The following is a 14876-nucleotide window of genomic DNA, read 5'->3' on the forward strand; positions in this document are numbered from 1 at the left end:
TCTTCCCTGCTAGATGTGTTCCCTTAACGTTCTTGTGGATATCCAGCCCCGCCGGGCAGGTTGCGGTTGCAAGAAAGCCCGAGGGAACGCAATATATTGGATATGAGCGATAATCCATCACAAGACCTACGCGACTTTCTGGGCAAAGACCGGTTTGGATGCGTCATGGCGGACCCGCCGTGGCGCTTTACCAATCGCACCGGAAAGGTCGCGCCCGAGCATAAGCGCTTGGCCCGTTATCCCACGATGACGGTTGAGGATATCTGCGCCCTGCCCGTGGCCGATCACCTCGAAGACCGCGCGCATTGCTACATGTGGGTGCCAAATGCGCTGCTGCCCGAAGGGTTGCAGGTGCTCAAGGCTTGGGGGTTTGAGTATAAATCCAACATCATCTGGCACAAAATCCGCAAGGATGGCGGCAGTGATGGGCGCGGCGTGGGTTTTTACTTCCGCAATGTGACCGAGATTTTGCTTTTCGGCGTGCGTGGTAAGAACGTGCGCACGCTCGACGCCGGGCGGCGGCAGGTGAACATGCTGCAAACCCGCAAGCGCGAACATTCGCGCAAGCCGGATGAGCAATATGACCTGATCGAAAGCTGCTCTTGGGGCCCCTACCTCGAACTCTTCGGGCGTGGCGTGCGTGAGGGGTGGACCGTCTGGGGCAATCAGGCCGAGGCGGATTACAAGCCCGATTGGAAGACCTACAGCTACAATTCCAGTGTCGCGGCTGAGTAATCTGGCGCGGCGCATCGACGACGCGGTTTTCGACGACGAAAGACTTGTCGAAGACCTGCTGCCCGTCGATCTGCGCGACCGCTATTCTGTCACCAGCTACCGCAGCGCCGCCGCCGTGCTGCAACAGCGCGCGCCCGAGGAACTGGCCGCGATCATCCGGGTGCTGCGCCAATTCACCATCAGCCGCGATGAAATCCGCGCGCCGGGGGGCAACCGCATGTCGGCTACCACCCGTTTCGCGCAATATGCGGCTGCCGAGAACTTCCACGAAGAAGTGCGCATCAAGGCCGACCTGCTGGTGCAACTCACCGCGGGCAAAGGCGACAGCGCCCCCGAGGTTGACCGCATCATCAGCGAAGACTTCATCCACAATCATATGGTCGACTTTTGGCGCGGCCGGGTGGCGTTCGACTATGAGTGGAACAGCAAGGACCAGACTTACGACCGCGACCTTTACGCCTTTCGCAGCTTCTTCGAAGCGGGGGTGATCGACGTGGGCGTCATTGTCACGCGCGAACTGTCGAACGATTTTTTCAAATCGCTCGGCAATTGCCTGGACAAATTTGGCAATGAGACCGACAAGACCGTCAGCGCGAAATTCGGAGCCAGCACCACCGGCACCCACAAGCTGATCAGCCGAATCGCCGCCGGGCGCAGCGGCGGCTGCCCGGTTCTGGTGCTGGGCATCCTACCGGGCAATATCACCCCCGGTTAAGCCGGGGGCGACGTTTCATTCAGACAGGATCACTCCTGCGGGATGACCCGCAGACCCAGTTCCATCAGCTGATCGCTGGTGGGCTCGGAAGGCGCGTTCATCATCAGGTCTTCGGCGCGCTGGTTCATCGGGAAGAGGATGACTTCGCGGATGTTCTGCTCTTCGGCCAGCAGCATGACGATACGGTCGATGCCCGCAGCACAGCCACCGTGGGGCGGCGCACCGTATTGGAAGGCGTTGACCATGCCACCAAAGCGCTTGCGCACCTCGTCTTCGCCATAGCCTGCGATCTCAAACGCCTTGAACATGATCTCGGGCTTGTGATTCCGGATCGCGCCCGAGACCAACTCATAGCCGTTGCAGGCGAGGTCATATTGGTAGCCCAGCACCTTGAGCGGATCGCCCTCCAGCGCCTCCATTCCGCCTTGGGGCATGGAGAAGGGGTTGTGCTCGAAGTCGATCTTGCCAGTCTCTTCGTCGCGCTCGTAGATCGGGAAATCCACGATCCATGCAAAGGCGAAACGCTCCTTGTCGGTGAGGTTCAACTCCTCGCCGATGACGTTACGCGCACGGCCCGCGACGGCCTCAAAGCTCTTCGGCTTGCCGCCGAGGAAGAAGGCCGCATCGCCGACGCCCAGACCCAATTGCTGGCGGATCGCTTCGGTGCGCTCGGGCCCGATGTTCTTGGCCAGCGGGCCTGCCGCTTCCATTCCGTTGCCCTGATCGCGCCAGAAGATATAGCCCATGCCGGGCAGACCTTCCTTCTGCGCAAAGGCGTTCATACGGTCGCAGAACTTGCGGCTGCCGCCTGTGGGCGCGGGAATGGCGCGGATTTCGGTGCCTTCCTGCTCAAGCAGTTTGGCAAAGATCGCGAAGCCGGAATCGCGGAAGTGCTCGCTCACCACCTGCATCTTGATCGGGTTGCGCAGGTCGGGCTTGTCGGAGCCATACCACAGCGCGGCGTCCTTGTAGGAAATCTGCTCCCAAGTCTCGTCGACCTTCTTGCCGCCGCCGAACTCTTCGAAGATGCCTGCGATCACCGGCTGGATCGTGTCGAAGACGTCCTGCTGCGTGACAAAGGACATCTCCATGTCGAGCTGGTAGAAATCGGTGGGCGAGCGGTCGGCGCGCGGGTCTTCGTCGCGGAAGCAGGGCGCGATCTGGAAGTATTTGTCAAAGCCCGAGACCATGAGCAGCTGTTTGAACTGCTGCGGCGCCTGCGGCAGGGCGTAGAACTTGCCCGGATGCAGACGCGACGGCACGAGGAAGTCGCGCGCGCCCTCGGGGGAGGAGGCGGTGATGATCGGCGTCTGGAACTCGCGGAAGTTCTGATCCCACATGCGCTTGCGGATCGAGGCCACCACGTCAGAGCGCAGCGCCATGTTCTTTTGCATCTTCTCCCGGCGCAGGTCGAGGTAGCGATAGCGCAGACGCGTCTCCTCGGGGTATTCCTGATCGCCGAAAACCTGAAGCGGCAGTTCCGCGGCAGAACCCAAGATTTCGATGTCGCGTGCGTAGACTTCGATCTCACCCGTGGGCAACTTGGGGTTCACAAGGCTTTCGTCGCGGGCCTTCACGGTGCCGTCGATGCGCACACACCATTCCGCGCGGACCTTTTCCATCTCGGCGAAGGCCGGGCTGTCGGGGTCGCAGATCACCTGCGTGATGCCGTAATGGTCGCGCAGGTCCAGAAACAGCACGCCGCCGTGATCGCGCACCCGGTGCACCCAGCCGGACAGGCGCACATTGTCACCCTTGTTCTCAAGGCTCAGATCGGCACAGGTATGGCTGCGATAGGCGTGCATGATGGTCCCTTCCTAGGGCTATTTCAGGTTTCGCGCAGGTACACCGTTTGACGGTCGGGAAGTCAAGACTTTGCTGCCACGCGCCCCCACAATAATAGGAGGTTTCCGCGCCTAAACCCCCATCCGGAGTCCTGCGCGATCCCGTTTTGAGGGGTCAGCTAGAGCGCAAGCGCATCCAAAAGCTGTTCTCTTTTCGCTTCTGCCTTTGGGATCGATTGGGTGATCTGGCCGCGCTGCATGACGTGGAAATGATCCGCGTTGTTATAGGCAAAATCGAAGTTCTGCTCGACCAGCACGATGGCCAACTCCCCCCGATCGCGCAGAAGCCGGATCGTGCGGCCAATCATCTGGATGATATTGGGCTGAATCCCCTCGGTGGGTTCATCCAACAGCAGCACGCTGGGCCGCGCGATGAGTGCGCGGGCAATGGAAAGCTGCTGTTGTTGCCCGCCCGAAAGGTCGCCCCCGCGCCGGGTCTTCATCTCAGCGAGGACGGGGAAGAGATCGAAAATGTCGTCTGGGATCCTGCGCTCGGACTTGGGCAGGCAGGCAAAGCCCGTCTCAAGGTTCTCTTGCACGGTCATCAGCGGAAAAATCTCACGCCCCTGCGGCACATATCCGACGCCCGCCTTGGCCGAGAGCGCCGCACGACCCGGTTGCAATTCCACGCCATTAAGCCTGATCGCCCCGTCTGAGAAAGGATGCCGCCCGGCGATGGCTTTCAGCAGGCTGGTCTTGCCGACCCCATTCGTGCCGGTCACGCAGGTCACCTGCCCCACGGGCGCGTTCAAGGTGATGTCATGAAGGATCTGGGATTGCCCGTATTTCAGGCTCAGGTTCTCAATCTCCAGCATCGGTGCGCCCCAAATAAACGTCAATTACAGTCTGATTGTTGGTCACATGGTCCAGTGACCCTTCGGCCAGCACCGATCCTTCGTGCAGCACGGTCACCTTGCAGTTCAGCCGCCGCACGAACTCCATATCATGCTCCACCACGATAACAGCGCGAGTCTCGGCCGCCTTTTTCAGGATGTCGGTGGTGTGCTCGCGCTCATGCGCGGTCATGCCCGCGGCGGGTTCATCCACCAGCAGCAGGCGCGGCGATTGCGCAAGCAGCATCCCGATCTCCAGCCATTGTTTTTGCCCGTGGCTCAACTCTCCGGCAGGGCGGGAGAGATGGGCGGTCAGGTTGATCTCATCGGCGATCTGTTCAAGCCGCGCCGCCCCCTCTGCACTCTTGCGATAGAACAGGACCGAGAAGGTGCCCCGCGGGTTCTTGAGTGCCATGGCAAGGTTTTCGCGCACGCTTTGCGCCTCGAAAACCGTGGGCTTTTGAAACTTCCGCCCGATCCCCAGCATGGCGATCTGGCTTTCCGACAGGCCGATGAGCGAGCGGCTGTCTTCGCCGAAACGAATATAGCCCTCATCCGGCTTCGTCTTGCCGGTGATGATATCCATGAAGGTGGTTTTGCCCGCCCCATTGGGGCCGATAACGGCCCGCAACTCCGGCTCCCCGATCTGGAGGCTGAGGTTCTTGATCGCCTGAAACCCGTCAAAGGATTTCGAAATTCCGGACATTTCCAAAAGAGAAGTCATGACTTGCGCACCAGTTTGTCAAAGAGGCCGCCGATGCCCTTGGGCGCAAACAGCGTGATAAGTACAAAGCTCAGGCCAAGCAGCACCAGCCACCAGTCGACCCAATGGATCGTATAGACCCCCAGATCTATGCTGGGCGCGCCGCCTCCCGTGAACCAACTGGACAGGAGCGAGACCACCGCCGCCCCGATGACCGCCCCGTAAAGCCGCCCTCGCCCGCCAATGGCGACCCAGACCGCCAGATAGATCGAGGCGATGGGCGCGATCTCAGCCGGGTTGATGATGCCCGCCTGCGGGTAATAGAGCGCGCCCGCGATGCCTGCGACAATGGCAGTGATGGTAAAGACGAAGAGCTTATAGCTCTCCACATGATAGCCGAGGAAACGGACGCGCGATTCATCGTCGCGGATGGCTTGAATGATATTGCCCAGCTTGCTGTCGGTGATCCAAGCGAAGAACAGGTAGCCCAATGCGAGGGCCAAGGCGGAGGCGAGGAAGAAGACGATTGAGACCACGTCTTGCCCGCTGTCGGCGAAACCGGGGATGTTTTGCAGCCCCGACAGGCCATTGTTGCCCCGCAGCCCGCTGTCGTTCTGGAAGAGGTAAAGCGCCAGCGCCAGTGTCATCGCTTGGGTTAGGATCGACAGGTAGACCCCATTGACGCGGCTGCGGAAGGCAAGCCAGCCAAAGACCAGCGCCAGCGCGCCGGGGATCAGCACGACGAAGGCCAATTGAATCCACAGGCTGTCCGCAAAGGCCCAGATCAGCGGGAATTCGGATGAGCCGACAACCCCGAAAATCTGGTTTCCGATGGCGTCCGATATCTCCTGCGGCGTGGGCGGGATGGTCTGACCGGCGAGGCTGTCGGCCACGATGATTTCGGTGCGCGCATACATGAGCCACATCCCGATGGCGTAGCCCCCGATCCCGAAAAAGGCGAAATGCCCAAGGCTGAGGATGCCGCAATATCCCCAGACCACATCCATCGCGATGGCCACAAGGCAGAGGCAAAGGGTCTTGCCCAGCGTCTTGACGAAAGAGGTCGAGACAAGCCCGGTGCCGACCGCTTCGGACATCACCGTGACAAGGGCCGTGAACAGGCCCAGCGCGGCGAGGAAGTAGAGAACCGAAGGATTGCGCCCGATGAAGGAACTGCGTTGGCTGTGCGTCTGGGTCATGGCTCAATCCGCCGCTGCCCGGCCTTTGGGGGCGACAATGCCCTTGGGCCGGAATTGAATGAACAGGATGATGAAAAGGATCATGTAGGTCTGGGCCGCCAGCGTATTGGAGGGGTTCAACCACTCGATCCCCTTTTGCAGGAAGCCGATCAGCCCCGCGCCCGCCAGCGTGCCGAAGACCGATCCGACACCGCCCACCACGACGGTCATGAAGCTTTGCACGATGTAATTCGTGCCCATCTCAGAGGTGACCTGCGCATAAAGCCCGATGCCGACGCCCGCGACCCCGGCGATGCCGGAGCCCAGTCCGAAGGTCATCATGTTGATGCGATCCGGGTTGATTCCCAACGAGGCCGCCATGCCGGGGTTCTGCGTCACCGCGCGCACCTCCAAGCCAAGGCGCGTGCGCTTGAGGATATACAGCAGCAGGAACAGAAAGATCAGCGCCAGCACGAAAATGGCGATGCGGATGAAACTGATCTGAACCACATCCGAAATCACCAGCGCCCCGCGCAGCCATTCGGGCGATGTCAGCGGACGGGCCTGCGTGCCAAAGATGTTCTTGGCGATCTGCTGCAGGGCGATCGAGATGCCGAAGGTCGCCAAGAGGGTTTCAAGCGGGCGATGGTAGAGATGGCGGATCACCAGCCGCTCCATCGCGACGCCCGCGCCAAAGGTGACGGCAAAGGCCAGCGGCAGCGCGATCAGAAGCGACACCGTGTAATCGGGAACGATGAGCTGCACCACATAGCCCGTATAGGCCCCCATCATGATGAACTCGCCATGGGCCATGTTGATGACCCCCATCTGGCCAAAGGTGATCGCGAGCCCAATCGCGGCGAGGAAATAGATCGAGGCCAGTGAAAGACCGTCGAGTGTCAAATCCAACGTCTGCGCCCAGCCGACCCGCGTTTCGACCGCGTCGAGCGTGGCGCGGGCCGCGTCGGTGATCGCGGCGTCATCCTCTGCGTAGCGTTCATAAAAGACTGCGTTCTGCAAAGCGGTGTCGATATCATCCTGCGTCACCAGAGGCGGCACGCTGCCTGCCTCGGCAAGCGCGCGATAGGCATCCACACGCCGCGCCGGGTTATCCAATTGCGCCAGAGGAACGCCGCCCACCCGGCCATCGACGATATTGGCCATCAGCGCTGCGCGTATCTCGCCTTGTGGCACGATCCCAGGGGCGAGGCCCGCCTCGACCAGCGCCTCATAGCTTGCCGAGGGTGCTGCCATGGGATCAAGAATGCGGGCGATGTTCCCCTCGGGCTGCTGTTCGGCCACGCCGGTCTTGGCCGAAAGGATCTGGCTCAGCACCGCCCGCGCTTCGAGTGAGGTATCGGAGGATAGGCTTTCAATCGCACGAATGCGCTCATCAGCCGCCTGCCCAAAGCGCGCGGTCAGGAAATTGGCCAATTGCGCCTTCCGGGCGCGCAGGGCGGGGTCATCCTCCCCGTCGAGGGAGGCCAGGAGCGGGCCAAGCTGGCTGGCATCGCTGCGGCGCGCGATGCTTTCAAGCGCGGCGCGGCGGCGCGCAGGATCGGGATCGGACAGTTGAAACTGCACCAAGGCCGTGCCGATGACCCGCCGCACGCCGCCATTGGGGCGCAATTGGCTGAACCCATCCGAGGGCGCAGAGGCCTCTTCGCCCGTATCTATGTCGCGCAGCGCGAGCGTATCATCCGCCTCGGCCCCAAAGTAGAACAGGCCCGAGGTATCGTCTTGCCAAACGTTCCGCTCGGCCCATTGCTCCAGAAAGGCTGGCACCTGCGGCAGACCCGAGGCCACCAGATCGTCCAATAGGACACCGACCGATTTACGCGAGGGTTTGACCACCTCTGCTTGGTGGGTCTGCAAAAGGGACTGGAGGTCCTGAGCGGATGCAAAACCGACAGAGGCCAGCAAGCACATCAGGCTGAGCAGCATTCGAACCATGAGGTATGGGGCTTTCGGAGAGGGAGTGGTCAAAACGGATGCCGGGCACGGTTGAGGACGCGCCCGGCCCTTGGGTTCAATAGTTCGAAGTCAACTGAACGCAGGTCTCGGTCTCTTTGTTGTACATGCCGCATTCGAGGTCTTTCCAATCGGAGACCAGAACCGCCGATTCAGGCAGGAAATCCGTCCATGCATCGCCCGGCACTTCTTCGGTCTGGCTGATGATGTCGAATTGGCCGTCTTCGGTGATTTCACCGATCAACACAGGCTTGGCGAGGTGGTGATTGGGCAGCATGACAGCCGTCCCGCCGGTGAGGTTGGGGAACTCCTGCCCATACATCGCCGCACGCACCGCATCCACATCCGTGGTGCCTGCTTCAGTGACCGCGTTCACCCACATGTTGAAACCGATGTAATGCGCCTCCATCGGGTCATTGGTCACCCGGTCTTCGCCCATCGCCTCTTTCCACGCGGCGACCCATTCGTCATTTTGCTCGGATTCAGCCGATTGGAAGTAGTTCCAAGCCGCGAGGTGCCCCACGAGGTCAGCGGTATCGAGGCCCGAAAGCTCTTCTTCCCCGACAGAGAAGGCGACGACCGGAATGTCATCGGCAGAGATACCGGCAGCCGCCAGTTCTTTGTAAAAGCCGATATTCGCATCGCCATTGATGGTTGAGATCACGCCCACCTGCGAGCCATCCGCGCCCAGTTCGACCACATCCGACACGATCGTGGACCAGTCAGAATGGCCGAAAGGCGTATAGTTGACGAAGATGTTCTCTTCGGGAATGCCCTTATCCAGCAGATATTGCTCAAGAATGTTGTTGGTGGTTCTGGGATAGACATAGTCAGTGCCCAGCAACGCGAATTTCTCGACGCCCAGTTCCTCAAGGAAATAATCGGTGGCCGGAATCGCCTGCTGGTTCGGGGCCGCACCGGTGTAGAACACATTGCGCGAGCTTTCCTCGCCCTCATATTGGACGGGGTAGAACATCAGGCCGTTCAGCTCTTCCAAAACGGGCAGCGCGGATTTGCGCGAGACCGAGGTCCAAGAGCCAAAGATGACATCCACTTCGGAGACGGTGAGAAGCTCACGCGCCTTTTCGGCGAACAGCGGCCAGTCGGAAGCCGGGTCAACGACGACCGCTTCGATCTCACATCCCAGCAAGCCGCCCGCGGCGTTCTGCTGCGCAATCAAAAGCTCCATCGTGTCTTTCAATGTCGTCTCGGAAATGGCCATCGTCCCCGAGAGGGAGTGCAGCACGCCAACCTTGATCGGATCGTCGCAGGCCGCAGCGGCGGCTGATCCTGCGAGCAGAAGGGCAGCGGTCGCCGTGACTGTGCGTTTGGTGGAAAATTTCATGACGGTATCCCCGTTTGGTGTGCGGAAGAGCAAAGACGCGATGATGCCTCTTCCACACAGCGTTTATTGTTATCGCGCGCGGATGCCCCCCTTGCCGGACAACTCCCTTGGCGCCGCCCCATAGCGAGGCCTCTGCAGCCTCAATTTCAGGGCGCGTTGGAACAAGCCCTAACCCGAGGTCGCTTTCTGCGGCGCAGCAACAACGCCCTTTGATTGGGCAATTTGAGGTGGACCTGCCAAAATTTGGGCGCTGAGCGCATGGATTTGGCAAAGGCGGGGCATCGGCCGGCGGGTTGCACCACATATTGTGATGTTATAACGTCACTGAGATAATCCATAGCAGAGCCAGCAAACCATGCCCGCCACCGACAAACGTATCCCCGTCACCCTGCTGACCGGCTTCCTCGGCGCGGGGAAAACCACGCTGCTCAATCATATCGTCTCAAGCGAAGAGGCCCCCAAAATCGCGGTCGTCGTGAATGAGTTCGGTGAGGCCGGGCTTGACCACGATCTGATCGAAACCGCCGACGAAGAGGTCATTCTCATGCAATCGGGCTGTCTGTGCTGCTCGATCAGGGGGGATCTGTCGCGAACGCTGCAAGACCTCAAGCGCCGTAAGCAAACGTGGCGTGTGCAATTCGACCGCGTTGTGATCGAGACGACGGGGCTGGCCGATCCCGGCCCCATTCTCCAGACTTTCTTGGCCGATCCCTATTTGGCCCGCAAATTCCGCGTGGACGGGGTTGTGACGGTCGTCGATGCCGCGAATGGGCCGGACACGCTGGATCAGCAGTTCGAAGCCGTCTCGCAGGTGGCGATGGCCGACCTGCTGGTGCTCAGCAAATCCGACTTGGTGACCCAGCAAGCGCTCGCCGCCTTTGAAAGCAGGCTGCGCGACCTCAATCAAACGGCGCGCATCATCAAGGCCGAACGCGGGCTTATCCCGGTCGCATCGCTCTGGGGGCTCAGCGGCATGCGGCGGGCGGTTGATGCGGGCAACGTTATGGAATGGCTCACACCCGTCGAGAAGTCCGATCCGCTTGACAACCTCTCGGGCTTCGCCGCGCCCACGGCATCCGCCCCCATGATGCAAACCCACCAGCATGATGCGCGGATCGGGTCGGCCTCCATCGTGCTAGACGCACCGATCCCGGCCGAGGCTTTCGACCTTTGGCTCGACACGCTGGTCAGGCTGCGCGGGTCCGATCTTTTGCGGGTCAAAGGCATCGTGCATCTGGAAGACGTCCCCACCCCCTTTGTCTTTCACGGCGTGCAGCATCTTTTCGATCCGCCCGTCCCCCTGCGCGACTGGCCAAAGGACGACCGGCAGTCCCGCATTGTCGTCATCGCCCGCGATATGACCAACCCCGAACTGAACCGGAGCCTCGATATGCTGCTCGCCCGGCGCGATGGGCCGGAGCGACAGGCGGGATAGCAGCTTGACCCGGCATGGCTCTTCGGCCACAGATCATGGCGATGGTTTCCAGCCGCCGCAGCGGCGTCTGGGATGAAAAGGGAATACGGTAAGGCAAGCAGCGCGCGCCGAAACCGTAACTGCCCCCGCAACTGTGAGCGGTGAGCGACCCCGGCAAAACCACTGAGCTTTAGGCTTGGGAAGGTTCGGGCGAGCGTCGATCCGCGAGTCAGGAGACCTGCCATCACCGGCACCGAGAGGGCCGTAATTGCAACTCAACCCAGACGGGGTGTCTGGTTAGGAGAACATGATGGCGACAGGGAAACTCCCCTGCTGTAGAACATGGCTGCTCGATCCCCCGCGCGTTCGCGGAGGGCGACATGGATACGCATCAGAACCACAGGATTACGGTTTGCACCTCATGCAAACACAAAGGCACGGATTGCCGCCCGGGCTTTGACCTGGTCCAGAAACTGAGTGCCGCAATCGCGGCAGCCGGCGCGGCGATCCCTGAGGATTTCGAGGTCGCGGGCGTGGCCTGTATGGCGGGCTGCGATCGCCCCTGCACGGTGGCCTATCACGCCAGCGCAAAGGCGACCTACCTCTTTGGCGACATCGACCCTGACGAAGACATCGATGACCTTGTGGCCTTCGCCCAGCACTATGCCACATTGAATGACGGCTGGTGCTCTTCGCTGGACCGCCCCGGCAAACTGCGCAAATCCATCCTTGCGCGGGTGCCTGCGGCGATGATCGAGCTGAAACCCAGCCACCTACGCGCCTCATGAGGGCCGCCGATCTTGCGGTAAAGGATGTGAGCTGGGCGCCGGGAAAATCGGGCCAGCCGGTTCTGCACCCTACGTCCTTTAACGTCGCTGCGGGTGGCGTTCTGGGCGTGTTGGGGCCGAATGGCGCGGGCAAATCCACCCTCTTGCGTCTGCTCTACCGTTTTCAACCGCCCCAGACGGGATCGATCCATGTGGGCGGGCATAATATCTGGTCCCTCTCCGCCCGTGCCGCCGCGCGGCGCATCGCCGCCGTCTTGCAAGAACAGACGCCGTCTTTTGGGCTGACGGTCTGGGAGATCGTCCGCCTTGGCCGCACGCCTCATCGCGCGGCGTTTTCGTCATCAAGCCGGAAAGACGAGGAGATCATCGACCGCGTCTTGGACCGGCTCAGCCTGCGCCCCCTCGCCCACCGCGATGTCGGCACGCTTTCGGGCGGGGAAAGGCAGCGCGTCATGGTCGCCCGCGCCTTGGCGCAGGAGCCGCAGATCTTGGTCCTGGATGAGCCGACCAACCACCTCGATATACGCCACCAGCTTGAAATCGTGTCCCTGATCCGCGGATTGAACATGACCATCGTCGTCTCGCTTCATGATCTCAATATGGCCGATGGCATCTGTGACGAGGTGCTGGTGCTGAAAGACGGCTATCCGCAGGGCTTCGGCCCGCCAAATACGGTTCTGACCGATGATCTCGTCTCAAAAACATTTCGAGTCGACGCGCAGCGCGAACGGCTCACCCCCAGCGGCGCGGCGCATTTCTCTTTTGCCCTTCCAGATTGAAACGGAAAACTCTTATGAAACTTACTCTCACCACCCTCGCCGCCCTGATGATCGCCGGATCGGCTATTGCCCAGACCACCGTGCAAAGCTGCGACCGCGAAGTCACCTTCGATCACCCGCCCCAAGCCGCGGTCGCCAATGACGTGAACCTGCTTGAGATGATGCTCGTGCTTGGCCTTGCAGACCGCATGGTCGGCTATACCGGCATCTCGGGCTGGAACAAACTGGACCAAGAGATGACCGCAGGTGTCGCGGCGCTGCCGGAACTGTCGTCAAAATACCCCTCGCGGGAGGTGCTGATCGGCGCGGATGCCGACTTCTTCTTTGCCGGTTGGAACTACGGCATGAAAGTCGGCGGCGAGGTGACGCCGGAAACGCTCGCCCCCTTCGGCATTCAAGTCTACGAACTCACCGAAAGCTGCATCCATATCGGTCAAAAGGCCCCATCCTCGATGGAGGATATGTATAACGATCTGCGCAATCTCGGCACGATCTTCGACGTCTCCGATCGCGCCGAGCGCTTGATCGAAGGCTACCAAGCCGAGCTCGACGCATTCCTCACGGCGCTGCCCCCGCTTGAGACCGCCCCCCGGGTCTTTGTCTATGACAGCGGCGAAGATGTCCCATTCACCGCCGGGGCCTATGCCATGCCGAACGCCTTGATCGAGGCCGCAGGCGGCACGAACATCATGAACGACCTTGAGAAAAGCTGGGCCACCGTCGGTTGGGAGGCCGTGGTCGCGCGCGATCCAGAAGTCATCGTGATCGTCAATTACGGCGAAGTCACCGCCGATCAAAAGCGCGCTTTCATGATGGAGAACCCCGCCTTCGCCGACATCGACGCCGTGCGCAACGACCGTTTCGTCGTGCTGGAATATGTCGAGGCCACGCCCGGCCCGCGCAACATCGAAGCGGTCAAAACCCTCGCCACCGCGTTTCGGGGGCAGTGAGCATTCATGGCGTTTAAACCGCGATCGATAGCACCTCGGAAACCCACGCGGGGGGTGTGGATCACTTGCCTGTTCGGCATCGCGATCCTGCTGGCATCGCTGTCGATTGCGGTGAGCGTGGGAGCCGTCGTGGTCCCCGCCAAAACCGTCTGGGGCATCTTGGCCAACAAGGCCGCCCCCGGCGCCGTGGCCGCGGACTGGTCCGCCGGGCGGGAGGCAATCGTCTGGAGCATCCGCCTGCCGAGAGCCATCCTTGCCTGTTTGGTCGGGGCGGGATTGGCGATCGTCGGCGCGAGCCTTCAAGCCGTCACCCGCAACCCACTGGCGGACCCACATCTGCTCGGCATCTCGGCAGGCGGCGCATTCGGCGCCATTCTGGCCCTGCTGCACACGGGGCTGTTCCTCGGAGGGCTCACCGTCCCCCTGCTCGCCTTCCTCGGCTCGCTCGGGGCGATACTGATCGTTCTTGCCGTCACGCAATTCGCGGCCGCCACCAGCGCCGACCGGCTGGTCTTGGCCGGCGTCGCCGTGTCCTTCATCGTCATGTCCGCCGCCAATGTGCTGATTTTCCTCGGCGATCCACGGGCCACACATACGGTCGTGTTCTGGATGCTCGGCGGCCTCGGCTTGGCAGGATGGGACCAACTCATCTACCCCGCCGTGATCCTACTGGGTTGCGGCGCCTATCTCTGGCTCAGGTCAGGCCATCTGAACGCCATGACCGTCGGCGATGAAACCGCCACCACCCTCGGCATCCCCGTGGCGCGTTTCCGGCTCACGATCTTCGTCATTGGCGCCCTGATCACGGGGGTCATGGTCGCCTTCTCAGGCGTGATCGGCTTCGTCGGCCTGATGATCCCCCACATCGTGCGCCTCATGGTCGGCGGCGACTACCGCCGCCTGCTGCCCATCTCAGCCCTATGCGGCGCGGTGTTCCTCTTATGGGCGGACATCGTGGCCAGAACCATCATGGCCCCCGACGATATGCCCATCGGCATCGTTACGGGGCTTATCGGCGGCGTGTTTTTCGTCTGGTTGCTGCGGCGGCAGATACGGTGAGGCGCATTACAATGAGAGACGCTGCAACCGGGCGCTGAACTGCTGACCCGCCCCTTTGCTAAACTCTCTTCCCTTCTACCGGCGCAAATAGTCTTCTTCGCAAAGCTGGCGGAACACGAATTTGAACAGCGGTAGAGCAAGGGGACATCCCCCAAATGCAGAAAGACCCGCCGGCAAGGGCGGGTCTTTCTGAAAGCGATACTTCGCTAATATTGGTTGCGGGAGTAGGATTTGAACCTACGACCTTCAGGTTATGAGCCTGACGAGCTACCGGGCTGCTCCATCCCGCGCCAATGCCCTCCGTTTAGACTTATAGTGCGGGAGCTGCAAGCGCATTCGAACAGAAAATAGTAATTTTTCTTGAGATTTTTTCCGGCACGCTTACCGTTCGCGCCGCCAAAGTTCGAAGGCCGCTGAAAAGCTCCCCCAAACGCAAAACCGCCGCAGCTTTGAGCTGCGGCGGTTTTGTTATACTGATCATCGTTGAGAGATACTGTAGTCTAGGAACTTATTAGGTTTGGCGATGACCTACTCTCCCACGTCTTAAGACGCAGTACCATCG

General features: G+C 61.1%; 13 protein-coding genes, 1 tRNA gene and 1 riboswitch. Of the genes, 7 read left to right on the plus strand and 7 right to left on the minus strand.

The genetic code is table 11. The features are described 5' to 3' along the window. The first annotated feature begins 102 nt into the window (after nucleotides 1–102). Both ACGYLA_RS09335 and ACGYLA_RS09340 read left to right on the plus strand, forming a co-directional pair. Nucleotides 103–735: an MT-A70 family methyltransferase gene (locus ACGYLA_RS09335; protein ID WP_067261508.1), complete on the plus strand. Its 633-nt coding sequence runs from the start codon at nucleotides 103–105 to the stop codon at nucleotides 733–735. Next, a complete protein-coding gene (locus ACGYLA_RS09340; RefSeq protein ID WP_394432072.1) occupies nucleotides 719–1450 on the plus strand; it encodes a BglII/BstYI family type II restriction endonuclease in 732 nt (243 codons plus the stop codon). Before ACGYLA_RS09335 ends, ACGYLA_RS09340 begins: the two co-directional genes overlap by 17 nt. A gap of 29 nt (nucleotides 1451–1479) precedes the next feature. Here the strand turns inward: ACGYLA_RS09340 and aspS are convergent, their stop codons facing one another. From aspS to urtA, 6 genes are all read right to left on the minus strand, one after another. After that, nucleotides 1480–3255: an aspartate--tRNA ligase gene (gene aspS, locus ACGYLA_RS09345; RefSeq protein ID WP_394432074.1), complete on the minus strand. Its 1776-nt coding sequence runs from the start codon at nucleotides 3253–3255 to the stop codon at nucleotides 1480–1482. A 158-nt stretch (nucleotides 3256–3413) separates the two neighbouring features. Further along, nucleotides 3414–4109, minus strand: a complete 696-nt coding sequence (gene urtE / locus ACGYLA_RS09350; RefSeq protein ID WP_271692372.1) for an urea ABC transporter ATP-binding subunit UrtE — start codon at nucleotides 4107–4109, stop codon at nucleotides 3414–3416. Then, a complete protein-coding gene (gene urtD / locus ACGYLA_RS09355) occupies nucleotides 4096–4851 on the minus strand; it encodes an urea ABC transporter ATP-binding protein UrtD (protein WP_209219783.1) in 756 nt (251 codons plus the stop codon). Before urtD ends, urtE begins: the two co-directional genes overlap by 14 nt. Next, nucleotides 4848–6029, minus strand: coding sequence for an urea ABC transporter permease subunit UrtC (urtC, locus tag ACGYLA_RS09360; protein ID WP_394419909.1), 1182 nt, complete (start codon nucleotides 6027–6029; stop codon nucleotides 4848–4850). Before urtC ends, urtD begins: the two co-directional genes overlap by 4 nt. 3 nt (nucleotides 6030–6032) lie before the next feature. After that, a complete protein-coding gene (urtB, locus tag ACGYLA_RS09365; RefSeq protein WP_394432077.1) occupies nucleotides 6033–7961 on the minus strand; it encodes an urea ABC transporter permease subunit UrtB in 1929 nt (642 codons plus the stop codon). A 76-nt stretch (nucleotides 7962–8037) separates the two neighbouring features. Then, on the minus strand, nucleotides 8038–9324 hold the full coding sequence (gene urtA, locus ACGYLA_RS09370; protein ID WP_168613474.1) for an urea ABC transporter substrate-binding protein: 1287 nt from the start codon (nucleotides 9322–9324) through the stop codon (nucleotides 8038–8040). Nucleotides 9325–9679: 355 nt separating this feature from the next. Between urtA and ACGYLA_RS09375 the strand changes: the two genes are divergently transcribed. The 5 genes from ACGYLA_RS09375 (at nucleotide 9680) to ACGYLA_RS09395 (ending at nucleotide 14314) form a co-directional block, all read left to right on the plus strand. After that, the gene (locus tag ACGYLA_RS09375) at nucleotides 9680–10759 is read left to right on the plus strand and encodes a CobW family GTP-binding protein (protein WP_394432079.1); all 1080 of its coding nucleotides are present in this window, start codon (nucleotides 9680–9682) and stop codon (nucleotides 10757–10759) included. 25 nt (nucleotides 10760–10784) lie between these two features. Further along, a riboswitch (cobalamin riboswitch) is annotated at nucleotides 10785–10999 on the plus strand. Nucleotides 11000–11118: 119 nt separating this feature from the next. Then, complete coding sequence (locus ACGYLA_RS09380; RefSeq protein WP_394432081.1) at nucleotides 11119–11526, plus strand: DUF1636 family protein; 408 nt, start codon at nucleotides 11119–11121, stop codon at nucleotides 11524–11526. Further along, nucleotides 11523–12305 (plus strand): ABC transporter ATP-binding protein, encoded by a 783-nt coding sequence (locus tag ACGYLA_RS09385; RefSeq protein ID WP_394432083.1) that lies wholly within the window; start codon nucleotides 11523–11525, stop codon nucleotides 12303–12305. Before ACGYLA_RS09380 ends, ACGYLA_RS09385 begins: the two co-directional genes overlap by 4 nt. 14 nt (nucleotides 12306–12319) lie before the next feature. Continuing rightward, nucleotides 12320–13255: an ABC transporter substrate-binding protein gene (locus ACGYLA_RS09390; RefSeq protein ID WP_394432086.1), complete on the plus strand. Its 936-nt coding sequence runs from the start codon at nucleotides 12320–12322 to the stop codon at nucleotides 13253–13255. Nucleotides 13256–13309: 54 nt separating this feature from the next. Further along, entirely contained in the window at nucleotides 13310–14314 is a 1005-nt protein-coding gene (locus ACGYLA_RS09395) for a FecCD family ABC transporter permease (RefSeq protein ID WP_394432088.1), read from the plus strand. Between the two features lie 213 nt (nucleotides 14315–14527). On the opposite strand, the gene ACGYLA_RS09400 is transcribed toward ACGYLA_RS09395, so the two are convergent. Beyond that, nucleotides 14528–14604: transfer RNA gene (locus ACGYLA_RS09400), tRNA-Met, on the minus strand. Nucleotides 14605–14876: the final 272 nt, after the last annotated feature.

It is taken from the genome of Sulfitobacter sp. 1A13679, assembly GCF_043557115.1.
Lineage (GTDB): Bacteria > Pseudomonadota > Alphaproteobacteria > Rhodobacterales > Rhodobacteraceae > Sulfitobacter > Sulfitobacter faviae.

What these genes read in the sequence shown, in the direction of transcription:
- ACGYLA_RS09335 (WP_067261508.1), top strand. Translation starts at nt 103, where the DNA reads ATGAGCGATAATCCATCACAAGACCTACGCGACTTTCTGGGCAAAGAC.
- aspS (WP_394432074.1), bottom strand. Translation starts at nt 3,255, where the DNA reads ATGCACGCCTATCGCAGCCATACCTGTGCCGATCTGAGCCTTGAGAAC.
- urtE (WP_271692372.1), bottom strand. Translation starts at nt 4,109, where the DNA reads ATGCTGGAGATTGAGAACCTGAGCCTGAAATACGGGCAATCCCAGATC.
- urtD (WP_209219783.1), bottom strand. Translation starts at nt 4,851, where the DNA reads ATGACTTCTCTTTTGGAAATGTCCGGAATTTCGAAATCCTTTGACGGG.
- urtC (WP_394419909.1), bottom strand. Translation starts at nt 6,029, where the DNA reads ATGACCCAGACGCACAGCCAACGCAGTTCCTTCATCGGGCGCAATCCT.
- urtB (WP_394432077.1), bottom strand. Translation starts at nt 7,961, where the DNA reads ATGGTTCGAATGCTGCTCAGCCTGATGTGCTTGCTGGCCTCTGTCGGT.
- urtA (WP_168613474.1), bottom strand. Translation starts at nt 9,324, where the DNA reads ATGAAATTTTCCACCAAACGCACAGTCACGGCGACCGCTGCCCTTCTG.
- ACGYLA_RS09375 (WP_394432079.1), top strand. Translation starts at nt 9,680, where the DNA reads ATGCCCGCCACCGACAAACGTATCCCCGTCACCCTGCTGACCGGCTTC.
- ACGYLA_RS09380 (WP_394432081.1), top strand. Translation starts at nt 11,119, where the DNA reads ATGGATACGCATCAGAACCACAGGATTACGGTTTGCACCTCATGCAAA.
- ACGYLA_RS09385 (WP_394432083.1), top strand. Translation starts at nt 11,523, where the DNA reads ATGAGGGCCGCCGATCTTGCGGTAAAGGATGTGAGCTGGGCGCCGGGA.
- ACGYLA_RS09390 (WP_394432086.1), top strand. Translation starts at nt 12,320, where the DNA reads ATGAAACTTACTCTCACCACCCTCGCCGCCCTGATGATCGCCGGATCG.